This is a genomic window from Bacteroides caecigallinarum (assembly GCF_016902295.1).
Lineage (GTDB): Bacteria > Bacteroidota > Bacteroidia > Bacteroidales > Bacteroidaceae > Phocaeicola > Phocaeicola caecigallinarum_A.
Map to the genome: position 1 here is coordinate 103,242 of NZ_JACJLQ010000002.1, position 22,758 is coordinate 125,999.

Consider the following 22,758-nt stretch of genomic DNA (forward strand, 5'->3'; position numbering starts at 1 on the left):
TATGGCAATTTCTATTCAAACGACTCAATATAATCTTATTTACGTCTATAGTCGTAAGGAGATTCCTGATGCTATAAAGATAGGTAAAGCGAGTATTAATGAACCGGAATCTGTTCGTGATTCGCTTACACCAAACTGTGAGAAATTGAATGTTGCTGCCATAGAGTGTATCAAAGGGCAAACACAGAGAACCGGTGCAGATTTCACATTGCTGTATACTGAGCTTGCATGGTTTGAGAACTCTAAAGGTGAAGGTTCTAAATTTATGGACACAGATGTTCATGATGTTCTTATACATAGCGGATTTAAGCGTAAGGTATTTGATTCAGAGGTGATAAATCCAACTGAATGGTTTAAAGTAGATCTTCCTACAGTTATAAAAGCAATTGCTGCTATTAAAAATGAGCAAGAAGTAATAGAGGGACCACAAGTTATTGAAAAGCCTAAAAAAGATATACGTTTTCGTGAAGAACAGGAAAAAGCTATCAATGCTACAATTTCTCATTATGAAATAGGAAGACAGATGCTTTGGAATGCCAAAATGCGCTTTGGTAAAACTCTTTGTGCCCTTGAACTTATTCGTCGTAAAGAATATGGTCGTGTACTTATTCTTACTCATCGTCCTGCAGTTCGTAGTGGTTGGTTTGAAGATTATCACAATTTGAAGTTTGTAAATCAACAATATGGTTCTAAGGGAGGTGATAAGTATGCCTTTTGTGATGAGAATGATACTAAAGGTAAGAATTTTGAAACTCTTGAAAAAGATTTCAAAGAAAAAGGCATTCATTATATCTATTTTGCTTCAATGCAAGATTTACGAGGTTCTCAAATTGTTGCAGATAAAGGTATTAATAAGAATGATGATGTCTTTAAGACGGATTGGGATTTAATTATTCTGGATGAGGCACACGAAGGAACAGAAACGCCACTCGGTCAAAATGTAATAAAAGGATTCTGTGAGGAGCGTAATCCTTATTTATTGTATTTGTCCGGAACTCCTTTTAATATATTGTATCATTTCTCGGAAGACGAAATTTATACCTGGGATTATGTAATGGAACAGGATGCAAAAGACAATTGGTCAATACAGCATCCTAATGAGCCTAATCCATACGAAGGATTAGCACGACTCAATATCTATACTTATGACCTAGGTGATGTATTCGAGACAAATGCTTATACAAGAACTGAAGATGACTTCTTTAATTTTGCTGAGTTTTTTAGGGTATGGACTGGAAATGAAAGAATAGATGGAGCACCAATGCCAACACCGAACTCTAAAGGTAAATTTGTTCATGAAGTTCACGTCAGGAAGTTTCTTGATATGCTTTGCGATAAGAGTACTGGCAGTAAATATCCATATAGTACAAATGCTTTTCGTGATGCTTTGAGTCATACTTTGTGGATGCTGCCTGGTGTTGATGCTGCACTGGCTCTTGAAAAACTTATACAAAACCACCGTTTGTCAAAAGAATTTAATTTTACAACAATCAATGTAGCTGGCGAAGGAAGTAAAATAGAAGGACTTGATGAAGATGATGCAAAAAAAATTGAGAAATTGGGGAGTGATGTCTTGCAAAAGGTTAAATCTGTAATCAAAATAAAGCCTCGTACTATTACTTTATCTTGTGGCCGTCTTACTACTGGAGTATCAGTACCTGAGTGGACCGGTGTCTTTATGCTACGTGGTGGCTTTAATGTAGATGCGGGAAACTATATGCAAACTATCTTCCGTGGTCAGACACCTTTTAAAAATGGAGCTATAAAAACAAACTGTTATGCATTTGATTTTGCTCCTGACAGAACATTGACTGTAATTGATGATTATGTAGAAAAACAGCCTAATGCATCAGGTTCTCATCATACTAAAGGAGAAAAAACAGCTAACTTGCTTCGATTATGTCCCGTAATTGCCATGAAAGGTGGTCAAGAAGTGGAATATGATGCACATTCATTTATTGATGAGGTAAATAAGGCCTATAAAGAACATGTTATACGTAATGGGTTTAAAGGAAGAATGCTGCACAAAAATTTTGCAGACTTTACCGATAGTGATCATGCCTTATTAGCTGAAATAGGAAAAGTTTTTGATGGGAATAAAGTAAAGACAACCTCTGACGGCAGAGTGAAAATGAGTGATAGCGGACTTACTGGTGAGAAGAGCAGTAAATCAAAGAAAGGTACAAAGAAAAAAGAAGTACTACCATCCAAACAAAAGTCATATTCTAAAGAAGAAGCTGACCGTAGGAAGAAATCCCAAAATGTACTCGATCAAATTTTTGTGCGTTTACCTCTATTGTTATTTGGTGCAGTAGAAGATACTAGCCATTTAACAATATCTGAATTGGTGGATGATGTGATAGATGAGCCATCATGGCATGTTTTCATGCCAGAGGGATTTAAGAAGCCTATGTTCAAACAAATTGCACACCTTGTTAGGGAAGATTTGCTTATTTCGTGTACGGCTGAAATTATAAAAATGGCTCAAAAAGCAGATGAACTAACTGTTGAAGAGAGGGTAAAAGAAATAGCACGGATGCTTTCTACGTTTCACTATCCTGATCATGAAACAGTACTTACCCCGTGGCGAGTAGTTAATATGCACTTGGGTAGTACTATTGGTGGCTATAACTTTTATGATGAGAATTATCGTACTCTTGTTTCTGAACCTAGATGGGATGAAAAAGGTGAAATAACAAGCCGCGTATTTAAAGCAGAGGATACGCAAATATTGGAAATTAACTCTAAATCAGGCGTTTATCCTTTATATCTTACTTACACTTTATGGCGAGTGAAACGTAATCAGCAGCACCCAAAATCAAAAGCGGAAGAACTTGCCATTTGGGATTCTATCTTAAGTGACAATGTTTTTGTTCTGTGTCAGACTGAAATGGCCAAGAAGATAACAGAAAGAGTACTACGTGGATACCGTGATGTCCATACGCATTGTTGTGTGTATAAAAAGTTAGTAGAAACCCTTCGTTTAAAAGAGTCAGGGAAAAATAACGAAATGAAGAAACAACTTGTTAATACAATAAAGTCAACAAAATTTTGGAATATAAATAATGGTAGTAAATATATGAAATTTAATGCAGTAGTAAGTAATCCTCCGTATCAGGCTGGTGTCAATAAGGAACCATTATACCATTTGTTTATAGATTTGGGTAGAGAGCTGGGAGATTTAGGTACAATAATTCATCCAGGACGTTTTTTGTTTAATGCCGGCAAAACGCCGAAGAAATGGAATGAAAAAATGCTTAACGATCAACACTATAAAGTTGTGAATTATTGGACAAAGAGCTCTGACGTTTTTGATAATGTTGATATCAAAGGTGGAGTAGCTATAACAATGTGGGATAGTTTAGTTCAATATAAACCTATAGGTACATTTATATTACAAGACGAATTACGTGAAATTAAAGAATTAGTATGGTCTATTGCAACTGATAATTTTTGTAATAATGTATATTCACGTGATTTGTATCAGTTGAAAGAGATTTTTTACACAGAAAACCCAAAGTTAGATAATAGACAGAGTGAAGGTCATCGCTTTGATGTAGGAACCACATTTTTTTCGCTTTTCCCAGAAGTTTTTTTCGATAACAAAGAAGATGATTGTAGTTATGCTTTAATTGTTGGAAGGGAAAATGATACAAGAATTGCTAAATGGATAAAAAGTAAATACCTTAAATTACCAGATAATTTTAATTCATATAAAGTATTCATTCCTAAAGCAAATGGTAGTGGACTTTTTGGAGAGGCTTTAGGCGAACCAATAATAGGTGAACCACGATATGGACATAACACCACTTTTTTGAGTGTTGGTAATTTTGCAACATTTGGTGAAGCTAATGCTTGTTTAAAGTATCTAAAAACTAAATTTGCAAGAACAATGTTAGGAATAAGAAAGGTAACTCAAGAAAGTTCTAAAAGAGTTTGGGAATTTGTTCCAAATCAAGATTTTACTTCTAATTCAGATATAAATTGGTCACTATCAATACCAGAGATTGATCAGCAGTTATATAGGAAATATAAGTTACAAGACTATATAGAGTTTATAGAAGAAACCGTTAAACCTATGGAATAACAATTTGAATACATTCAACTTGAACACATAATATTTGTTAAATACATATAGTGATAGTTTATGGCAGTAGAGTCACACGATAAAAAGCTTGACGACCTTCTTAAAATGGTTGAAGAAGGAAAAGCTCAATTACCCGATTTTCAACGCAGTTGGGTATGGGATGATACAAAAATATGTAAACTCATAGAAAGTATAACATCCGGATTTCCGATGGGAGCCGCAATGTTTTTGGCTAATGGAGGTGAGAATATCAGGTTTAAATATCGCAAATTCGAAGGTGTGGAGTCAAAGTCTGAGATTACTCCAGAATGGCTTGTACTTGATGGACAGCAAAGGTTGACTACTTTATATCAAGTTTTGAAAAGTAAAAAAGCTACCAATACCAGATTGGAAACGAATCGTGATGCAACCATCAAGCGTTATTACTACCTTGATATACGCAAATGTCTTGATCCTATGGCTGATAGATTGGATGCAATCATTTCTGTTTCAGAGAAAAAACAATTAACGACAGATATAGGTCGAACTGTAATTTTAGATTTATCTACAAGGGAAAAAGAATTTGAGAATTTAATGTTTCCTCTTAATATTACTTTTTCACACAATGATACAGAGGATTGGCATTATGATATGGAGGATTACTATCACGGTGATAAATATTATAGGAATTTATTCCGTGACTTCTCTCAGCAGATTCTTCGTCCTATATTAGAATATAATATGCCTGTAATACAACTTGATAAAGAGACGCCTAAAGAGGCTGTTTGTCAAATTTTTGAAAATGTCAATACAGGTGGAGTACCTTTAACCGTTTTTGAATTAGTTACTGCAACCTTTGCTGCTGATGGACATGAACTGAGAAAAGATTGGGAATCAATACGTAATACATTTTCCCAAAAAGTAAATGGAGAATTGCTGAAAGAAATTACAGGAGCTAATTTGCTGGCTGCAATGACTCTTCTAGTATCATATTATAAAAGAGTAGCTTCAGGTGATGATGAGCGCGTGGCTGTTACATGTAAAAAAAGGGATATCCTTAAATTGGAACTTCAGGATTATCTGAAACATCATGATGCCTTAGTTAAAGGATTCTGTGATGCTGCAGATTTCTTGGTGCATCAAGGCATATTTCGTTCAAAGGATTTACCATACACTTCACAGCTGATACCATTAGCTGCTATTTTTGCTTATGACAATGAAAATAAAAAAATGCTCCATCTTGGAACAAACCAAAGTTTTTTATCACGTTGGTATTGGTGTGGAGTAATGGGAGAATTATATGGTGGAGCTAATGAAGCACGTTTCGCGACTGATATTATTGGATTTTTTCGCTGGATAGATGGTGGCGAAATGCCTGAGACGGTATATCGTTCAAGCATTCAACCTACACGTCTATTAACAATGCAGACAAGAAACAGTGCAGCCTATAAAGGTATAATGGCACTTCTATTACAAGATGCCCCACTTGATTTTATGACAGGTAATCGTATGGATATAGCATCATATATAGATGAGGACGCTGATATTCACCATATATTTCCACAAACTTATTGTGAGAAAAAGAATCTGCCGCGTATAAAGTGGAATTCTATCATTAATAAAACACCTATCTATGCTTCATCAAATCGTTCAATCGGCGGACATGCGCCAAGTGTATATATTGGAACAATGGCAAATAAAGGATTAAATCAAGCAAAGATTCAGGAAGCAATTGAATCTCACAAAATTAATTATGCTTATTTATCCACAGATGATTTTGAAGCCTATTTCATTGATCGTGCAAAGCAATTACTAGATAGAATTGAACAAGCGACAGGTAAATCAATATCTGGAAGGGATAGTGAAGATACAATCCGAGAATTTGGTGTGAATCTAATATAAAATGAGATTAACTAAGTAAGTAATCTAAAATCTTTTTATATTCAGCATAAATTATAAATATTGTATCATTATATCTTATGATTTCGCGTGGTGTGAAAGATGTGAAAGTGAAATAGAGTATGAATTACTGATAATATCATTATAATTTTACCATAACAAAAATGTTCTGGCAGCATTCACAACATTGAATTATAAGAGTTCATTTCAAAATCAAAAATTTGAATAATTATGAATAAGGCTTTGCAAACCTTTTGCAAAACATTTTCAAATGCCATTTAAATACTGCTTAATCAGTGTTTAAATGGTATTTAACAAGCTATAGAAGAACGCTTATTTCTGTAGATGACTTTTATGCAGGAAGCCAGAGTATTTGCCATAATTCCATTAAAATGTTCAACCTGATACTGTATCATTGTATCTTTATTACTAATGAAGCTAATGATACAAGCTTAAGTGCCAATGATACAAGTTTGAATACCAATGATACAAGCTCTTATAAATGATTTCGTAAACCGACAGCAATATGTAAATATTATATTTCCAGAGGATATAAAAAACTAAAACCTGAAAACATCATTCCAAATAAATGCTTATCTTTGAATGCATTATTTGCCAGGTAAAATGAGAAAATATATGGTAAAAACCATAGGGATATAATAAAGAAGACCATATTTCAGCAGGAAGAAGTCAGAATAATGACTTAAGAACAAACGAAAGGAGAAGTTTATGGAAAGCAAGAACATTATACATTCACAGGAACATCAGTTTGGTGAGGTCGTTGATATAATACTTCAGCATCGTAGCCGCGCTTCGAAAGCAGTAAATGAAGAAATGTTGCTCACTGCATGGAGTGTAGGATCTTATGTCTCCGGAAAGTTGAAAAGTGAAGAATGGGGAAGCAAGGTTGTTACACAGCTTTCCGAATATATCCGTTCACATCGTCCCGATTTGAAAGGATACAGTCGTAGCAGCATTTACAATATGGTGATGTTTTATGATAAATATTCTTCAGAAGCATTCAGAAATACAGTGCAGCAATTCTTTTCCAATGGAATTGTGCAGCCAAAAACTGCACAATTAACGGAAAGTGATAAAGAATTTGTCCAGACAATGTCTGGACAAATATTCAACATACTGAAAATGACGTCATTGTCAAATCATATTTTGCCCTGAATCAGACCGGGTAGTTGTGGAATATGCCATGAACCGCTGCATGAGTCCTACTATGATTGCTGAATACAAACGTATCCTCATTCCACAGGAGCGTATGCAGGAACAGCTCAGAGAGTTTTGTAATTTCTTTATGAAGAATGAAAAACAACAGGAGATTTTAAACGCTATTTAAACAATACCTAAAAACTTCATATATGAAAAAATATACAAAGTTAAGTGTTCAATGGTTTTATAATTTGCTCGAACGCGGAGAGTGCGATATCATGGATTTCAAGGAACAACTTGAGGATAAGACATTGTTTGGCAAATCAATGAAGAACTTTGCTCCTAAGTATGATGAGACAGCAAGAGATGTGGTGGCCTTTGCGAATAACAAGGGGGGCTTCCTGTTTATAGGTATAGTTGATGGAACAAAGGAAGTAAACGATAATTTCGTATATGATGACGAAAAAGTTTATGAACTTATTCATCAGATACAAGACCGCACAGAACCTACTATAACACTTACACCTCATAAAATAAAGGTAAAAGGAAAAGATTTGCTGGTTCTGGAAATTCCTTTCTCGTCACAGTTACATCGTACAAGCCGTGGGGAGTTCTTGATACGCAGTAACAATGGTAATCGTCCTATAGAACCATACGAAATGGCAACTATTATGTCTGAAAAAGGATTGATAGTGTACGATCAAAAAGAATGGCAGATAGCCGGTGAATGGATAGACGAAACCCGTATCCAGAACTTATTGGGACTAATAGAAGCAAGAGACCCTGATAGTCCTTATCTGGATAAGACTAGGGAAGATTTTCTCGACTCTCTTGGTATGACAAAAGAAATAGGCAACGCAACATTGCCTACAACAACAGGTATTCTTTTTGTAGGGAATCAGAGTGCATTGAAAGAATTGCCGTTTTATGAAGTAAAATATATTCATTACTTTGAAGATGGAACATATAAGCCCTACGAATATAAGGGTAATATTATAGAAGTAGCAAAAGAATGCTTTGCTCAACTAAAAGCTGAAATCAGACAGAAAGAGTATGTATTTGGACTTTTTCGCGAATATGTTGAAGATTATTCAGAAATAGTAATTCGTGAATTGTTGATAAATGCACTGGCCCACAGGAGCCTAAGCAGACAACAGATTGTTGAGATTAGGAAATATGACGATGGTGGTTATCTGGAAATAGAAAGTCCGGGATTATTTCCGGAGGGTGTGACCACAGAAAACTACTTACGAAAAACCAATCCGCGTAATCCAAATGTAATGGATATTTTAAGAGAGATTGGTATGGCGGAAAAAGCCGGAAGTGGATTTGATAAAATATTTACCGATTTACTAAAAAAAGGCAAATCATTGCCTGAACCGGAAGAAACAGAAACATCTGTTATATTCCGGATAAAGGCAGATGTTGTTTCAGAAAAACTCATAGAGTTGTCTTTATTGTATGAAAGCCAGGTAGGAAAACCTATGAAGCTTGATGAATTACTAATTCTCTCCGAGATTATTAACAATAAACAAGTTAAAGTATCAGACCTTGCTCTATCACCTAATATAAGTCCTTACAGGTTACAATCAATATTAGACAAGCTTTATGATTTGGAATTTATAGAACCTACAGGCAAAACATCTGGTCTGGCATATATTCTTCATGTAAGCAAACGAGCAAATATGGGTGATAAAATTGAATATGTCAACACAAAAAAACAGGAAAAGGCTAGACAAAAGGAGGCAATCTTAAGATATTTGGATTCTATAGAGACTATAAATAATACGGAAGCTCGCATGTTACTGAAATTACAGGAAAAAGACCGCTCAAAGGTTTCCCGTTTGTTTGCAGAATTAGTAAATGAAGGAGAAATTTTGCAAACGGAGGATAGTGTAACTAACAACGTGAGATACAGAAGAATACGAGAGCTATCATAAACAATTCCGTTTGCAGGTTCGTTTGCAGAAAACATAATTTGCAAACGGAATAGCAAACGGGAAAACGTTTCCGGAAGAGTAGTGATTTAAAGATTAAACCAGAATGAAATATAAAGGTAAGAGTGTTGAAATAATAGGCAGCAAGACTTTATTTGGAAAGGATACAGTATGGATTCATATTCTTGAGGACAACACCTTTGTACAAGTTTTGCGTTCTGATCTTGAAGATGATATAACTGATGATTTACTAAGTATCAGATAGCTTCTAATAATTAAGAGATTCTATCAGACACTTTATTATCCATTGTTCAATAGGATTTGTTTAATAGGACAAATATCCACTGAATATCAAGATATTATATTTGACATATATATTTTTTACTCATATTTTTTGTTCAATAGAAAACCGAACAATAAAGAACAGAAAATATAAAAATGAAATACAAGCTGTTCAGTGATTGAATAGCAAGATTGTGAATAGTGCTATAATTAATAAGGCTTTGCAAACCTTTTGCAAAACATTTTCAAACGCCATTTAAATACTGCTTAATCAGTGTTTAAATGGTATTTAAACAATACCTAAAAACTTCACACTATGAAAGAACTGAAACAACAAGTCATTATAGAGGAACATCCTGATATAGAGATAAATTATGTAGAGGATGCAAATGTCCCTCAAGATGTCCCTAAGATGTCCCTTAAGATGTCCCTCAAGACGAAGATTTAGATACCTGGATTGAAGAACAGGTTGCCACTTATCCTAAAATTACAACTGAAGAATTGGCTTCACAATCAGGGAAAGGCATAAGAACGATTAAACGCCATATAGCTAAGATGAAGAAGCTCTGATATTGATGCTACATCATTTGAGAAGTTTGAGAAGTTTTTAAAAGAAAATTAGGAAATAAAGAAATAAATTGTACTTTTGCATTATATAGATTATAAATCCAAATATATGAATGTGACAGTTTTTAATCCGGCTCAATTGCAAGTGCTTGAAATGATGTCGTTTGTGGACAGTCCTGAAACATTAGCTGAACTTAAAAAGGCTATTTCTGACTATTTCGCCAAGCAAGCGCAAAAGGAGATTGACCGCTTGTGGGAGAATGGAGAATTGAATGAGGAAAAAGTCGATAAATTCCATCAACTACATGAACGTACTCCATATAAATGAATATGAGAAACATTGTATTGGATACTAACTCACTTATTATTGCTATTTCAGCGAAGAATGACTATTAGTACCCTTACGGAAGCTCAATATGATAAGGTGAATGGTGAGATGGGAGATGGAAACCTAAACAAGACCTAAAAACTTCACACTATGAAAGAACTGAAACAACAAGTCATAATTAGAAAATACCAGTTCGAGGAACTTACTGACTCGGACAAACGACTGATAGAGGCAGCCAAGGAGGCTACTAAGAGAAGTTATGCGCCATACTCGCATTTCAATGTGGGTGCTGCCGCCATGCTTGACGACGGTACGATAGTGACAGGCTCAAACCAGGAGAATGCCGCCTACCCTTCCGGACTTTGCGCGGAACGCACCACCCTGTTTCATGCCGGTTCTGAATATCCCGACAAAGCTGTAACCACACTTGCCATTGCGGCGTCAAACAGCGAAGGTTTCACTGAACAGCCTGTCACTCCGTGCGGAGCGTGCAGACAGGTGATGCTTGAAGCGGAACAGAGATACCACCGCCCAATACGTATGCTGATGTACGGCACAGCCTGTATATACGAAACAAGGGGAACAAAAGATTTGCTCCCCCTGTCGTTTGGTATTGAATCAATGGAATGATTATTTGTCGCCGTACATACGCGCGCGCATTTCCTTGATATGGTCTGATGTGATGTATTCATCGTACTCCATCATCTTGTCGATGATACCGTTAGGTGTAAGTTCGATGATACGGTTGGCAACAGTCTGAATGAATTCGTGGTCGTGTGATGCAAACAGCACGTTACCTTTGTATTGCTTCAGATTGTTGTTGAATGCCTGAATAGACTCCAGGTCAAGGTGGTTTGTAGGAGTGTCAAGGATAAGACAGTTGGCATTTCTCAACTGCATACGTGCAATCATGCATCGCATCTTCTCTCCTCCCGAAAGTACGTTCACTTTCTTCAGCACTTCTTCACCTGAGAACAGCATACGTCCGAGGAATCCCTTCATCTCCACTTCATTGCCCTGTCCGTACTGGCTCAACCAGTCAACAAGATTAAGATCGCAGTTGAAGAAATCGGTATTGTCAAGTGGAAGATATGCGGTAGTGATAGTCACACCCCAGTTGAAATGACCTGCCTGTGGCTTGCGGCGTTCGTTGATTATTTCGAAGAATGCAGTCATGGCACGTGGGTCACGGCTCAGGAATACAATCTTGTCGCCCTTCTCAACATTGAAGTTTACATCGTTGAAAAGAACAATTCCGTCCTCAGTCTCGGCACGAAGTCCTGAGACTTCAAGAATCTGGTTACCCGGCTCGCGGTCCATAGTAAAGATGATACCCGGGTATTTACGTGATGAAGGCTTGATTTCATCGACATTAAGTTTCTCAAGCATCTTCTTGCGGCTTGTAGTCTGCTTTGATTTTGCCACGTTGGCAGAGAAACGGCGGATAAACTCTTCAAGTTCCTTACGTTTTTCCTCAGCCTTGGCCTTCTGGTTCTGCTGCTGGCGGAGTGCAAGCTGGCTTGACTCATACCAGAAACTATAGTTACCGGCAAAGAGATTAACCTTACCGAAGTCGATATCCACTGTATGGGTACATACCGAGTCGAGGAAGTGACGGTCGTGGCTCACTACGAGAACTGTATGTTCGAAGTTTGAAAGATATTCTTCCAGCCATGTCACAGTTTCCATGTCGAGGTCGTTGGTAGGCTCGTCCAGAAGCAGGTTGTCAGGATTTCCGAACAATGCCTGTGCAAGCATGACACGCACTTTTTCCTTACCGCTCAGGTCGCCCATCAGCGTATAGTGCTTGTCTTCCTTTATACCAAGTCCGCTAAGAAGAATGGCAGCATCGCTTTCTGCGTTCCAACCTTCAAGTTCTGCAAATTTTTCTTCGAGTTCTGCAGCCTTTATTCCGTCTTCATCGGTAAAATCTTCTTTGGCGTACAGTGCTTCGCGCTGCTTCATGATGTCCCAAAGCACAGTGTGTCCCATAAGAACTGTATCAAGTACAGTATGCTCGTCGAACTTGAAGTGGTCCTGGCTAAGAACAGAAAGACGTTCGCCCGGTCCCAGTGTAACGCTACCCTTTGTAGGGTCAAGTTCACCCGAAATTACCTTAAGGAATGTTGACTTACCTGCACCGTTGGCACCTATCACACCGTAAATATTACCGTTGGTGAACTTCATGTTCACATCGTTGTACAATACTCTCTTACCGAATTGAACGGCTACATTAGAAACTGTAATCATTTTTATTAGTTTGTGAGTTCGTTAGTTTTCAAGTTCAAATACCATCGCTTGTGCCGGCAATACTTTGAACAAAAAATTATACCTATTAAATTATGTTACTCCTAAATTTGCGTGCAAAGGTACTAAATATCCCGCTAATTTACAATGCAGACTAAAGCATATCAGCATTTTGAGACTGGTTTTTATGAGTTTTTTTGTGTCAGTATGTCAGTTTTTTAGTAATTTTGCGGCTGTTTGCTCCAACAGAGCATAACAGGCACGATTTTTGTTGTATAGCCAACAGCCGTACATAAAATCAGGCGTCAAAACCACAGATTAGTAATAAAAATAACAACATAAAGACATGAATAAAAATCAGAATCAAAATCCGGAAGAAGAAATATTGAAGAACGAGGAAGCTGAAAACCTGCAGCAGGAAAATGAAACTCAGGCTGAAGAAACAAACTCTGCCGAAAATGCAGGCGAAGAGAAAGAAGCCGAACTTTCAGAAGAGGAAAAGGCTGCCAAAGAACTGGAAGAGACCAAACAGGCTCTTGAGGACTATAAAGACAAATATCTGCGTCTTTCGGCTGAATTTGACAATTACCGCAAACGTACAATGAAGGAAAAAGCCGAACTTATAAAAAACGGTGGCGAGAAGGCTATCTCGGCTATCCTGCCTATACTGGACGACCTGGAACGTGCCTTGCAGAACATGCAGAAGGCTGAGGACGTAAAGGCTATGTACGAAGGTATTGACCTGATACATCAGAAGTTCCTGAAGAATCTTGGTCAGGAAGGTCTTGAAAAGATGAATCCTGTGGGAGAAGCATTCGATACTGATTTCCACGAGGCTATCGCGCTTGTTCCTGCTCAGGAGGAAGCACAGAAAGGCAAGATTTTGGACTGTGTACAGACTGGTTACAAACTGAATGACAAAGTTATACGCCACGCCAAAGTGGTAGTTGCTCAATAATACAATAAAACCACATCGCTAATATGGCTACAAAAAGAGATTACTATGAAGTGCTTGGCGTAGAAAAGACAGCCACAGCAGATGAGATAAAGAAAGCATACCGCAAAAAAGCGATTCAGTATCACCCTGACAAAAATCCTGGAGACAAGGAAGCTGAAGAGAAATTCAAGGAAGCTGCCGAGGCATACGAGGTGCTGAGCAACCCTGACAAGCGTTCACGCTACGACCAGTTCGGTCATGCAGGTGTAGGCGGAGCAGCCGGAGGCGGATACGGAGGTTTCGGCGGACAGGGTATGTCTATGGACGATATATTCTCTATGTTCGGTGATATATTTGGCGGACACGGTGGTTTTGGAGGTTTTGGCGGCTTCGGAGGAGGTGGAGCACAGCCAAGGCAGCGTAAGTTCCGTGGAGCCGACCTGCGTGTCAAGGCAAAACTTACACTGAAAGAAATAGCTGAAGGTACAGAGAAGAAATTCAAGGTAAAGAAATACGTGACATGTACACATTGTCACGGATCAGGCGCTGAAGGCAATAGTGGAACAGAGACTTGTCCAACATGTCACGGAACAGGTAGTGTGACACGTACACAGCAGAGCATCTTCGGTATGATGCAGACACAGAGTGTATGTCCTCAGTGTAACGGTGAAGGAAAAATAATCAAAAACAAGTGTAAGGAATGTAACGGCGAAGGAGTAGTTTACGGCGAAGAAGTTGTTACAGTAAAAATCCCTGCAGGAGTAGCTGAAGGCATGCAGGTTACCATCAACGGTAAAGGTAATGCCGGAAAACACAACGGCGTGGCTGGCGACCTGCTTGTTCAGATAGAGGAAGAAAAGCATCCTGAACTTATTAGAGACGAGAGCGACCTTATCTACAACTTGCTTCTTAGTGTTCCTCAGGCTGCACTTGGCAGCACAGTGGAAATTCCTACCATCGACGGAAAAGCCAAAATAAAAATTGAACCGGGAACACAGCCCGGAAAAGTTCTCCGCTTGAGAGGTAAAGGTCTGCCTAACATAAACAGCTACGGCTACAGCACCGGAACAGGCGACCTGCTGGTAAATGTAAGTGTCTATATTCCTGAGACCCTTACAAAGGAAGAACGTCAGGCACTCGAAAAATGGCAGGAATCTGAAAGTTTCAAACCTAACACAAGCCTGAAAGAAAAAATCTTCAAGAAATTCAGAAGTCTTTTCGATTAATTCAATTCTTATACAAAAAAATAGAGCGGCACTTCATAAATGAGTGTCGCTCTATTTTTTTGTAATATGACAATTTTATTTCAGTTCCAAAGTTACGATTGACATTGCAGGAAGTTTAACAGTCAAGACATTCTTTGAAATCTTTGCTCCCTTAAACTCTTTTGGACAAACCACATTTGGCTTTTCGAAAGTATTGTAGTCATCAATCTTTTCAGATGTCAATATTCTTCCGGAAACGGACTTGATAGTTTCCCCGTCAAGTTTAATGGTAATTTCCTGTTCTTCATCAAGGCTCACATTTGACAATGAGATGTGTGTCAAGCCGTCCTTGCGTGAAGCAGTTGCGCTTACCATAGGAACTTCGCGGTTGTCTCTCACTACCTTGTAGCTGCATTCAAGGTTCAAAGGAAGATATGTGGCATCCTGATGGACATTGTACATTTCGAACACATGATATGTAGGAGTAAGCACCATCTTATCGTCTTTTGTAAGAATCATTGACTGCAATACGTTTGCTATCTGTGCGATGTTAGTCATCTTCACACGGTCAGTATATTTATGGAAGACATCAAGTGAAAGCGAAGCTACAAATGCGTCACGCATGGTGTTCTGCTGGTAAAGATGTCCTGGTATTGAACCTGGTTCCTGATCCCACCATGTACCCCACTCGTCAACCATAAGGGCAATCTGTTTCTTTGGATCATACTTATCCATAATGGCAATGTGGCGTTTCAACACGTCTTCAATTTCAAGACACTTACCCATTGTCCAGTAATAATCATCGTTAGTGAATTCCGTAGCCGAGCCTTTGCTACCTTCCCATCCTGTAACGGTGTAATAATGAAGAGATACACCGTCCATTCTGTGACCGATATTCTTCATCAATGTTTCAGTCCAATCGTAATCATAGTCACTTGCACCGCTGGCAATCTTGAACAGAACATTTCCGTTATAGTTTCTACAATATGTAGAGTAACGGCGGTACAAATCTGAATAGTATTCAGGACGCATGCTTCCACCACATCCCCAACTTTCGTTTCCGACTCCAAAATATTTAACCTTCCATGGCTTTTCACGTCCGTTTTCCTTACGGAGTTTTGCCATAGGGCTGCCTTGTTCAGAAGTCATGTATTCAACCCATTTAGCCATTTCCTCAACAGAACCACTACCTACGTTACCGCTGATATAAGGCTCGCATCCCAACATCTCGCAAAGATTCAGGAATTCGTGAGTACCGAAACTGTTGTCTTCTACAGTGCCACCCCAGTTATTGTTTACCATACGTGGACGGTTTTCTTTAGGTCCGATACCGTCCATCCAGTGATATTCATCGGCGAAACAGCCACCAGGCCATCTAAGTACAGGAACTTTAAGTTTCTTCAGAGCTTCAAGAACATCTGTTCTATAACCGTCAACGTTAGGAATTGAAGAGTCTTCACCTACCCATAGACCACCATAAATACATGTTCCAAGATGTTCTGCGAACTGTCCGTAAATTTCTTTTGGAATAATCTGATTTCCTTTTTCAGGATAAATTTCAATGTTTGCCTTTTGCTGTGAAAAAGCAGGAACCCCGGCTAAAAGAGCCAATGCCAATAATGTATTTTTCATGTTTGTAAATAAAAAAATGTAAGATTATAGTTTAATAGCTGAACAAATATACTATAAATATCACATTTGCAAACAAAATAATTGGAAAAAATACACTTATTTCCATATCTTTGTGTCCGAAACAGTATTTTATATGAAAAAGAAAGCTTTAATCATCTCAATTTCATCCATAATAACAATCATAATAGTTATATCAACAAGTATATACTTATTGTTATTTAGCAAACCATTCAACATAAACAATTCCACTTTCATTTATATTGATGAGGATGACTCTGCCGACTCTGTATTTGCCAAAATTGAATTGAACCTACATCCTAAAAGCATGACAGGCATAAAGTTTTTGTCACGTATAAAAGGATATGAGAAGAGAATATATACCGGAGCATATAAGATAGACGCCGGAACGACTACATTCGAGGCGTTCAAAAAGCTTGAATCCGGAAGGCAAACCCCTGTCAGACTGATAGTACCAAGTGTAAGGACAATGAACAGACTTGCATCAAAAATCAGTAAACAGATAATGGCAGACTCAGCAAGTATTGCAAACCTGCTCAACGACAGCAGTTACATTGCCGGATTGGGATATGACAGAAGTTCTCTTCCCGCGCTATTCATCCCAAATACCTACGAAGTGTATTGGAACATGACAGCCGAAGATTTCATAAAGAGAATGATTAGGGAAAACAAGAACTTCTGGAACACTGAGCGAAAAGCTAAAGCTGAAGCCATAGGTATGACAACAACAGAAGTATGTACACTCGCTTCAATAGTAGATGAAGAGACAGCAAACAATAAGGAAAAGCCTGTTGTTGCAGGACTATACATTAACAGACTGAAGATCGGAATGCCGCTTCAGGCTGATCCAACAGTAAAATTCAGTCTTCAGGATTTCGGATTAAGAAGAATTCTTTTCAAACATCTTGAGACAGACAGCCCTTACAACACATACAAACACGCCGGACTTCCTCCCGGACCTATAAGAATCGCCTCTGTAGAAGGAATTAACAGCGTATTGAACTATTCTAAACACAATTTCTTATACATGTGTGCGAAAGAAGATTTCTCCGGCACACATAATTTTGCTTCTAACCTTAACGAACACAACATAAATGCAAGAAAATATCAGAAAGCGCTGAATAGAAGGAATATCAAATAAAAAATATTTATCATTTTACAGATTTCCAGAAACTGATAAAATCAGAATACAAGCCGTAACAAACCAAACCATCATCTGCCGTAAGCACATAATCTTGAGTATAGGCAGCATCGGAAGTTTTCTCTATTCTTGATATTCCAATTGCATTAGTGGTCCGTTTCCCCCTTATGAGCGATATAATCCTGATATGAAACTCTTTTTCAATACTAAGTTCACTTATCTTGTATCCTACAAGTTTTGACGGTATTGAAAACTTGAAAACATAATTATTGTCATCAACAGCAAACGGCTCCACATCCGCATCCAACTCAAGCAACTGAACTAGGGCGATAGCCGCATCTTTCTCAGGAGTAAGGATACGAGTAAGAGAGAATGCCTCAAGAACAGCCTTATGTACATCATCAACCGCACGCGCATATATATGTTTCACTTTTCGTTTTTTCAGAAGTGACACAACCTTAACGGAAGCGCCGAAATTCTCTCCAATAGCTACAATCACAATGTCAACACTATTCAAAGGCAACACAGACAAAGCCATATAGTCCGTAGCGTCAAGCACATAGGTAGTAGCTAATTTTTCCTTATAACGCTCAGCTTGAAGCCCATGCAAATCCACACCAACAACTTCATGTCCCAAAGCGGTCAGCTGCTCGGCGAGAACACCTCCAAAATTGCCTAAACCTATAATAAGATATTTCATAATTATATATGTATTGATTTATCAGTTAATTATTATACTATCACTCGGATATCTATAGTTCTTCTGTTTTTCCTGCTTAATCAGACCGCTAACCAGAGTAAATGCACCTACACGACCTACAAACATCAGTATGATAATTATAAGCTTACCAGCATCGCCCAACTTAGGAGTCAAATCAAGGCTTGACCCAACAGTGCTTAATGCAGACACACATTCGAACACCAAAGACATAACAGAAGCATGAGGCTCAACAAGCGTCATTACAAAAATAGCGACAAAAACAATCAGAAGATAAAGTATCATCGCCGCATTGGCACGTTTGACAGAAACGCTGGAAATCTCACGGTGCAGAATAGTCGTTCTGTCAACACCTCTCAATACAGCAAATAAATTTATCATGACTACAGCAAAGACATTTATCTTTATACCTCCGGCCGTTGACTGCGTACCACCACCAATCATCATCAGGACAATCATAAGCAACAATGTCTGTGTAGAAAGTGAAGTAAGGCCTACACTGGCAAAACCAGCAGTTCGCGGACATACTGAATTGAAAAAGGCATGTACTGCTTTATCAGAAACTGACATACCTGAAAATGAGTTATTCCATTCGAAAGCCAATATCATAACAGTGCCAAACAGAAGGAGTCCGGCTGTCATAAACAATACAATCTTTGTATTAAGGTTATAAAGATGAACTTTCTTAACAAAACGGCGACGTTTAGAAAAAATTACAGTAAAAAAATACTTCACATAATAAAACAACGTATCTTTTATATTTACCAGGATAGGAAAACCTATTCCGCCAAATATAATCAGAAACGACAGTACGAGATAGAGTGGTTTATGATTGTACATCACAATCTCATTTCCCATACCTCCAGGCAATGTAGAAAAACCGGCATTACAGAATGCTGAAACTGAATGGAATGCCGAGAAATATAGTTCTTCGTATAGAGTCATGCCCACAGAGCCATGAATGTCAAGCCATATAAGCAACATGCCAATACCTTCTATCACAAGGGTAAATCCAAGTATATAGAGCAACGTTGACAACAAAGAGTTTAATGAGTTTGAACTGATCATATCCCCTACCGCCAACTGATTATACAAAGAAGTATTACCCATAAAGAACATGGCAAAGAAACTGGTTATAGTCATAACTCCAAGTCCGCCAATCTGAATAAGAAGCATTATTATAATCTGTCCCTCAACAGTAAAAACAGTAGGCACATCTACAGAGACGAGACCAGTCACACATGTGGCACTTGTAGAGGTAAACAAGGCATCTATCCACGATATACCGTTATACGTTGCCCTCGGTAACATTAGTAAGCCCGAACCAATAAGTATTATAATCAAAAAGCTGAAAGCAAGAATCAACGAAGGATTTGTTTTTCTACCAAGAAGACGGACAAAAAAGCCAGATAAAATAGTAAATGACATCAACAACAAAACTCCACTCCTATAATAATGACTATGGAGGGCTGTCCAAATCCAATATGCAAAATTTCCCGGTTCGGGTTCGTTGAACACTACAGGCAATAACGTTAAATAAAGACTTATATCAAGTATCCATGTCCAAACGGTAAATTTCCCTGAGTTTTCATTGGAAAACAAATGACTCAAAGTAGTATTTATTAAGAAAACAATCCATACAATCTTAGTTATCCGATTTACCGTTATCTCCATATCATCTGTGAAAGTAAAGCCAAACCGATAAACTAATGCCCCTAAAAACAAAATAGCAAACACACATGAAATCCACGAAAACCAGTCAACCAACTGATAAATACGTGGTAAGACTAACTTTTTCCGATATAATATGAGGCGTTCCCAATTATGCATACAATAATCCTTTTTAAAAAGAGATATATTGCAAACATACACAAAATATCCGACCTAATTATTATTGCATCGAAAAAAATGCATACTGATACATAAACCATACAAAATAACACATTATTTATATATACATATTACATAAATCCATAAATAATAAGTTTTCAGCAACAAAATACATGGTTTTTCTTTGACATAAAAACTTTTTTATATACTTTTGGACAAAACTTAAAAAAAGAATTTACTATGAGCGATAAACAAAAAAGGTTTTTCCTTAAAGAAAACGAAATACCTACACATTGGTATAACATTCAGGCGGATATGAAAAATAAGCCGATGCCGCCGCTCAATCCTGCGACCAAAAAGCCGTTGAAAGCAGAGGATCTATATCCAATTTTTGCTAAAGAATTGTGCCATCAGGAACTTAATCAGACTGATGCATGGATAGAGATTCCGGAAGAAGTGAGAGATATGTACAAATACTACAGAAGTACACCGCTGGTCCGTGCATACGGTCTTGAAAAAGCATTGGGAACTCCTGCGCATATTTATTTCAAAAACGAAAGTGTAAGCCCTATCGGATCCCACAAACTTAATTCTGCTCTTGCACAGGCTTATTACTGTAAAAAAGAAGGTGTGACAAATATTACCACAGAAACAGGTGCAGGACAGTGGGGTGCGGCACTGGCATACGCAGCTCGTGTTTTTGGGCTTGAGGCCGCCGTTTATCAGGTTAAAATCAGTTATGAACAAAAACCATACAGAAGAAGTATTATGCAGACATTTGGTGCACAGGTAACCCCGTCACCATCAATGTCAACACGTGCCGGAAAAGACATACTTACAAAACATCCCAACCACCAGGGTTCGCTTGGAACCGCCATATCTGAAGCCATAGAACTGGCAAGAACTACTCCTAACTGTAAATATACACTTGGATCTGTACTTAGCCATGTTACTCTTCATCAAACTGTAATCGGACTTGAAGCCGAAAAACAAATGGAAATGGCAGGCGAATATCCTGATATAATCATAGGATGTTTCGGTGGTGGATCAAACTTCGGAGGAATCAGCTTCCCATTCATGCGTCATACTATCCTTGAAGGTAAAAAAACACGATATATTGCTGCTGAACCGGCATCATGTCCAAAACTCACAAGAGGAAAATTTGAATACGATTTCGGTGATGAAGCAGGATATACTCCTCTGTTGCCAATGTACACATTAGGTCACAACTTTGCTCCGGCAAACATCCATGCAGGAGGATTGAGGTATCACGGAGCTGGTGTTATCGTATCACAACTTCTTAAAGACGGACTAATGGAAGCTGTAGATATAAAACAGCTTGACACATTCGATGCAGGAATACTGTTCGCTAAAGCTGAAGGTATAATACCGGCACCAGAATCGTGTCATGCCATAGCGGCAGCCATAAACGAAGCTAAAAAATGCATTGAAACAGGTGAGGAAAAAGTAATCCTTTTCAATCTGTCAGGACACGGATTGATAGATATGAGCGCATACGATCAATATCTGTCAGGTAACCTCACCAATTATGAACTTAGCGAAGAGGAAATAGAAAAGAATCTGGAAGAAGTAAAAAAAATATGATTTCCGAATTCAATTAGGTTTTACACAAACTAATATTATCTTAAATCCTTAATTTTAAGATATTAAAGAGCTGAATCTGACATTTCTTCATTAATAAAGATTGAAATAAATGTCAGATTTAGTTCTTTTTTATTCAGTTTTCACCCCAAAAAGTTTGCATATTTAAAATATATTCGTACCTTTGCACCCGCAATCGGAAATCATCTCCGAAGCAACAATAAACCGGAATATTCCGGTACATAGGATGGCCCGTTCGTCTATCGGTTAGGACGCAAGATTTTCATTCTTGAAAGGGGGGTTCGATTCCCCCACGGGCTACCAAAAAACAAAGCTGCCGGATTTACCGGAGCGTAAGGATGGCCCGTTCGTCTATCGGTTAGGACGCAAGATTTTCATTCTTGAAAGGGGGGTTCGATTCCCCCACGGGCTACTAAAAGTTGGACTTCAGAAGTTCAACTTTTTTTATCCCCCGACTTCTCAAAGTACACTATACGTACAAACAAAGTCTTTTGACACATACATTTCTATCCTAATCCGTTTATGCAACCGGGTCTTAAGCTCAACAGCTTCAATGAAGCCATAAGAAAAGCCTATCTCTGAAAACTCATTTACAGCGGTAATCTTATCGGATAAAAACATAGAACTAATCTGCAGATGATCAATGAAATCAACACCTTCAGCATTCAATACCTTAAAAATAGTTTCCTTTGACGACCAAAAAAGAAGATACATATTTACCCTTACAAAATCATTTGTACTTTCATCAGTAATCGGGTAGAGTTTTTCATCTATCAACGACATTTCCTTATCGCTGATAAACTTTGAAACAATTTTCTTCACCCTATCAGAACGATACTCAATATCAATTCCCACCTCTCTGTCCGGATGTATAGCTACGGCAACAAAGCCTTTGGTATGTGAAATGGAAATTCGGCCGCTATAATCCTCAATATAAGGCTTGCCTGTCTCATAGTGCAAAACACGTAATTCTTTTCCCGTAAGTTGGAGAATAAGAACCCTGACAGCCAAAAATTCAAGCTGTCTTGACGGAGACTTATATTTCAGAAAGTCTGGCGTAAATGACTTTTCTGTAATTAAAGAACGGAGCTCATCAATAGTCTCTGTAACTTTCCAGATTCCACAGATAGCTCCGTTATATTCCCATTTTCTTAATATAGGCATATT

The 22,758-nt window shown here is 38.0% G+C and carries 17 protein-coding genes and 2 tRNA genes; 14 read left to right on the plus strand and 5 right to left on the minus strand.

Annotated elements, in window-relative coordinates; all coding sequences use genetic code 11:
- Nucleotide 1: 1 nt before the first annotated feature.
- From H6A27_RS01370 to cdd, 8 genes are all read left to right on the plus strand, one after another.
- Nucleotides 2–4,087: an Eco57I restriction-modification methylase domain-containing protein gene (locus H6A27_RS01370; RefSeq protein ID WP_204507404.1), complete on the plus strand. Its 4,086-nt coding sequence runs from the start codon at nt 2–4 to the stop codon at nt 4,085–4,087.
- A gap of 60 nt (nt 4,088–4,147) precedes the next feature.
- Nucleotides 4,148–5,968, plus strand: coding sequence for a GmrSD restriction endonuclease domain-containing protein (locus H6A27_RS01375; RefSeq protein WP_204507405.1), 1,821 nt, complete (start codon nt 4,148–4,150; stop codon nt 5,966–5,968).
- A 726-nt stretch (nt 5,969–6,694) separates the two neighbouring features.
- Nucleotides 6,695–7,141: a DUF1016 N-terminal domain-containing protein gene (locus tag H6A27_RS01380; protein WP_420867834.1), complete on the plus strand. Its 447-nt coding sequence runs from the start codon at nt 6,695–6,697 to the stop codon at nt 7,139–7,141.
- Between the two features lie 16 nt (nt 7,142–7,157).
- Nucleotides 7,158–7,313 carry a hypothetical protein gene (locus tag H6A27_RS15560; protein ID WP_420867835.1) on the plus strand — a complete coding sequence of 52 codons (156 nt, stop codon included), beginning with the start codon at nt 7,158–7,160 and terminating at the stop codon, nt 7,311–7,313.
- A 22-nt stretch (nt 7,314–7,335) separates the two neighbouring features.
- Nucleotides 7,336–9,066, plus strand: a complete 1,731-nt coding sequence (locus H6A27_RS01385) for an RNA-binding domain-containing protein (RefSeq protein WP_204507406.1) — start codon at nt 7,336–7,338, stop codon at nt 9,064–9,066.
- A 595-nt stretch (nt 9,067–9,661) separates the two neighbouring features.
- Nucleotides 9,662–9,793, plus strand: a complete 132-nt coding sequence (locus H6A27_RS15410) for a hypothetical protein (RefSeq protein WP_262897115.1) — start codon at nt 9,662–9,664, stop codon at nt 9,791–9,793.
- 228 nt (nt 9,794–10,021) lie between these two features.
- Complete coding sequence (locus tag H6A27_RS01390) at nt 10,022–10,240, plus strand: dephospho-CoA kinase (RefSeq protein ID WP_204507407.1); 219 nt, start codon at nt 10,022–10,024, stop codon at nt 10,238–10,240.
- Nucleotides 10,241–10,390: 150 nt separating this feature from the next.
- The gene (gene cdd / locus H6A27_RS01395) at nt 10,391–10,870 is read left to right on the plus strand and encodes a cytidine deaminase (RefSeq protein WP_204507408.1); all 480 of its coding nucleotides are present in this window, start codon (nt 10,391–10,393) and stop codon (nt 10,868–10,870) included.
- On the opposite strand, the gene H6A27_RS01400 is transcribed toward cdd, so the two are convergent.
- Complete coding sequence (locus tag H6A27_RS01400; RefSeq protein WP_204404987.1) at nt 10,871–12,490, minus strand: ABC-F family ATP-binding cassette domain-containing protein; 1,620 nt, start codon at nt 12,488–12,490, stop codon at nt 10,871–10,873. It lies immediately after the preceding gene.
- Nucleotides 12,491–12,833: 343 nt separating this feature from the next.
- Between H6A27_RS01400 and H6A27_RS01405 the strand changes: the two genes are divergently transcribed.
- Nucleotides 12,834–13,445 (plus strand): nucleotide exchange factor GrpE, encoded by a 612-nt coding sequence (locus H6A27_RS01405; protein ID WP_204507409.1) that lies wholly within the window; start codon nt 12,834–12,836, stop codon nt 13,443–13,445.
- A 23-nt stretch (nt 13,446–13,468) separates the two neighbouring features.
- Complete coding sequence (gene dnaJ / locus H6A27_RS01410) at nt 13,469–14,650, plus strand: molecular chaperone DnaJ (RefSeq protein ID WP_204507410.1); 1,182 nt, start codon at nt 13,469–13,471, stop codon at nt 14,648–14,650.
- Nucleotides 14,651–14,725: 75 nt separating this feature from the next.
- Here dnaJ and H6A27_RS01415 read toward each other — a convergent pair whose 3' ends face one another.
- Complete coding sequence (locus H6A27_RS01415; RefSeq protein WP_204404984.1) at nt 14,726–16,261, minus strand: alpha-N-arabinofuranosidase; 1,536 nt, start codon at nt 16,259–16,261, stop codon at nt 14,726–14,728.
- Between the two features lie 133 nt (nt 16,262–16,394).
- Between H6A27_RS01415 and mltG the strand changes: the two genes are divergently transcribed.
- On the plus strand, nt 16,395–17,420 hold the full coding sequence (gene mltG, locus H6A27_RS01420) for an endolytic transglycosylase MltG (RefSeq protein WP_204507411.1): 1,026 nt from the start codon (nt 16,395–16,397) through the stop codon (nt 17,418–17,420).
- Nucleotides 17,421–17,430: 10 nt separating this feature from the next.
- Here the strand turns inward: mltG and H6A27_RS01425 are convergent, their stop codons facing one another.
- Nucleotides 17,431–18,120: a potassium channel family protein gene (locus H6A27_RS01425; protein WP_204507412.1), complete on the minus strand. Its 690-nt coding sequence runs from the start codon at nt 18,118–18,120 to the stop codon at nt 17,431–17,433.
- A 21-nt stretch (nt 18,121–18,141) separates the two neighbouring features.
- A complete protein-coding gene (locus tag H6A27_RS01430; RefSeq protein WP_204507413.1) occupies nt 18,142–19,968 on the minus strand; it encodes a TrkH family potassium uptake protein in 1,827 nt (608 codons plus the stop codon).
- 240 nt (nt 19,969–20,208) lie between these two features.
- Between H6A27_RS01430 and H6A27_RS01435 the strand changes: the two genes are divergently transcribed.
- The 3 genes from H6A27_RS01435 to H6A27_RS01445 all read left to right on the plus strand — a co-directional run bounded on the left by H6A27_RS01435 (nt 20,209) and on the right by H6A27_RS01445 (nt 22,003).
- Complete coding sequence (locus H6A27_RS01435; RefSeq protein WP_204404980.1) at nt 20,209–21,573, plus strand: TrpB-like pyridoxal phosphate-dependent enzyme; 1,365 nt, start codon at nt 20,209–20,211, stop codon at nt 21,571–21,573.
- 246 nt (nt 21,574–21,819) lie between these two features.
- Nucleotides 21,820–21,894: transfer RNA gene (locus H6A27_RS01440), tRNA-Glu, on the plus strand.
- Nucleotides 21,895–21,931: 37 nt separating this feature from the next.
- A tRNA-Glu gene (locus tag H6A27_RS01445) sits at nt 21,932–22,003 on the plus strand.
- Nucleotides 22,004–22,050: 47 nt separating this feature from the next.
- On the opposite strand, the gene H6A27_RS01450 is transcribed toward H6A27_RS01445, so the two are convergent.
- Nucleotides 22,051–22,755: a 4'-phosphopantetheinyl transferase family protein gene (locus H6A27_RS01450; RefSeq protein WP_204404979.1), complete on the minus strand. Its 705-nt coding sequence runs from the start codon at nt 22,753–22,755 to the stop codon at nt 22,051–22,053.
- Nucleotides 22,756–22,758: the final 3 nt, after the last annotated feature.

What these genes read in the sequence shown, in the direction of transcription:
- H6A27_RS01370 (WP_204507404.1), top strand. Translation starts at nt 2, where the DNA reads ATGGCAATTTCTATTCAAACGACTCAATATAATCTTATTTACGTCTAT.
- H6A27_RS01375 (WP_204507405.1), top strand. Translation starts at nt 4,148, where the DNA reads ATGGCAGTAGAGTCACACGATAAAAAGCTTGACGACCTTCTTAAAATG.
- H6A27_RS01380 (WP_420867834.1), top strand. Translation starts at nt 6,695, where the DNA reads ATGGAAAGCAAGAACATTATACATTCACAGGAACATCAGTTTGGTGAG.
- H6A27_RS01385 (WP_204507406.1), top strand. Translation starts at nt 7,336, where the DNA reads ATGAAAAAATATACAAAGTTAAGTGTTCAATGGTTTTATAATTTGCTC.
- H6A27_RS15410 (WP_262897115.1), top strand. Translation starts at nt 9,662, where the DNA reads ATGAAAGAACTGAAACAACAAGTCATTATAGAGGAACATCCTGATATA.
- H6A27_RS01390 (WP_204507407.1), top strand. Translation starts at nt 10,022, where the DNA reads ATGAATGTGACAGTTTTTAATCCGGCTCAATTGCAAGTGCTTGAAATG.
- cdd (WP_204507408.1), top strand. Translation starts at nt 10,391, where the DNA reads ATGAAAGAACTGAAACAACAAGTCATAATTAGAAAATACCAGTTCGAG.
- H6A27_RS01400 (WP_204404987.1), bottom strand. Translation starts at nt 12,490, where the DNA reads ATGATTACAGTTTCTAATGTAGCCGTTCAATTCGGTAAGAGAGTATTG.
- H6A27_RS01405 (WP_204507409.1), top strand. Translation starts at nt 12,834, where the DNA reads ATGAATAAAAATCAGAATCAAAATCCGGAAGAAGAAATATTGAAGAAC.
- dnaJ (WP_204507410.1), top strand. Translation starts at nt 13,469, where the DNA reads ATGGCTACAAAAAGAGATTACTATGAAGTGCTTGGCGTAGAAAAGACA.
- H6A27_RS01415 (WP_204404984.1), bottom strand. Translation starts at nt 16,261, where the DNA reads ATGAAAAATACATTATTGGCATTGGCTCTTTTAGCCGGGGTTCCTGCT.
- mltG (WP_204507411.1), top strand. Translation starts at nt 16,395, where the DNA reads ATGAAAAAGAAAGCTTTAATCATCTCAATTTCATCCATAATAACAATC.
- H6A27_RS01425 (WP_204507412.1), bottom strand. Translation starts at nt 18,120, where the DNA reads ATGAAATATCTTATTATAGGTTTAGGCAATTTTGGAGGTGTTCTCGCC.
- H6A27_RS01430 (WP_204507413.1), bottom strand. Translation starts at nt 19,968, where the DNA reads ATGCATAATTGGGAACGCCTCATATTATATCGGAAAAAGTTAGTCTTA.
- H6A27_RS01435 (WP_204404980.1), top strand. Translation starts at nt 20,209, where the DNA reads ATGAGCGATAAACAAAAAAGGTTTTTCCTTAAAGAAAACGAAATACCT.
- H6A27_RS01450 (WP_204404979.1), bottom strand. Translation starts at nt 22,755, where the DNA reads ATGCCTATATTAAGAAAATGGGAATATAACGGAGCTATCTGTGGAATC.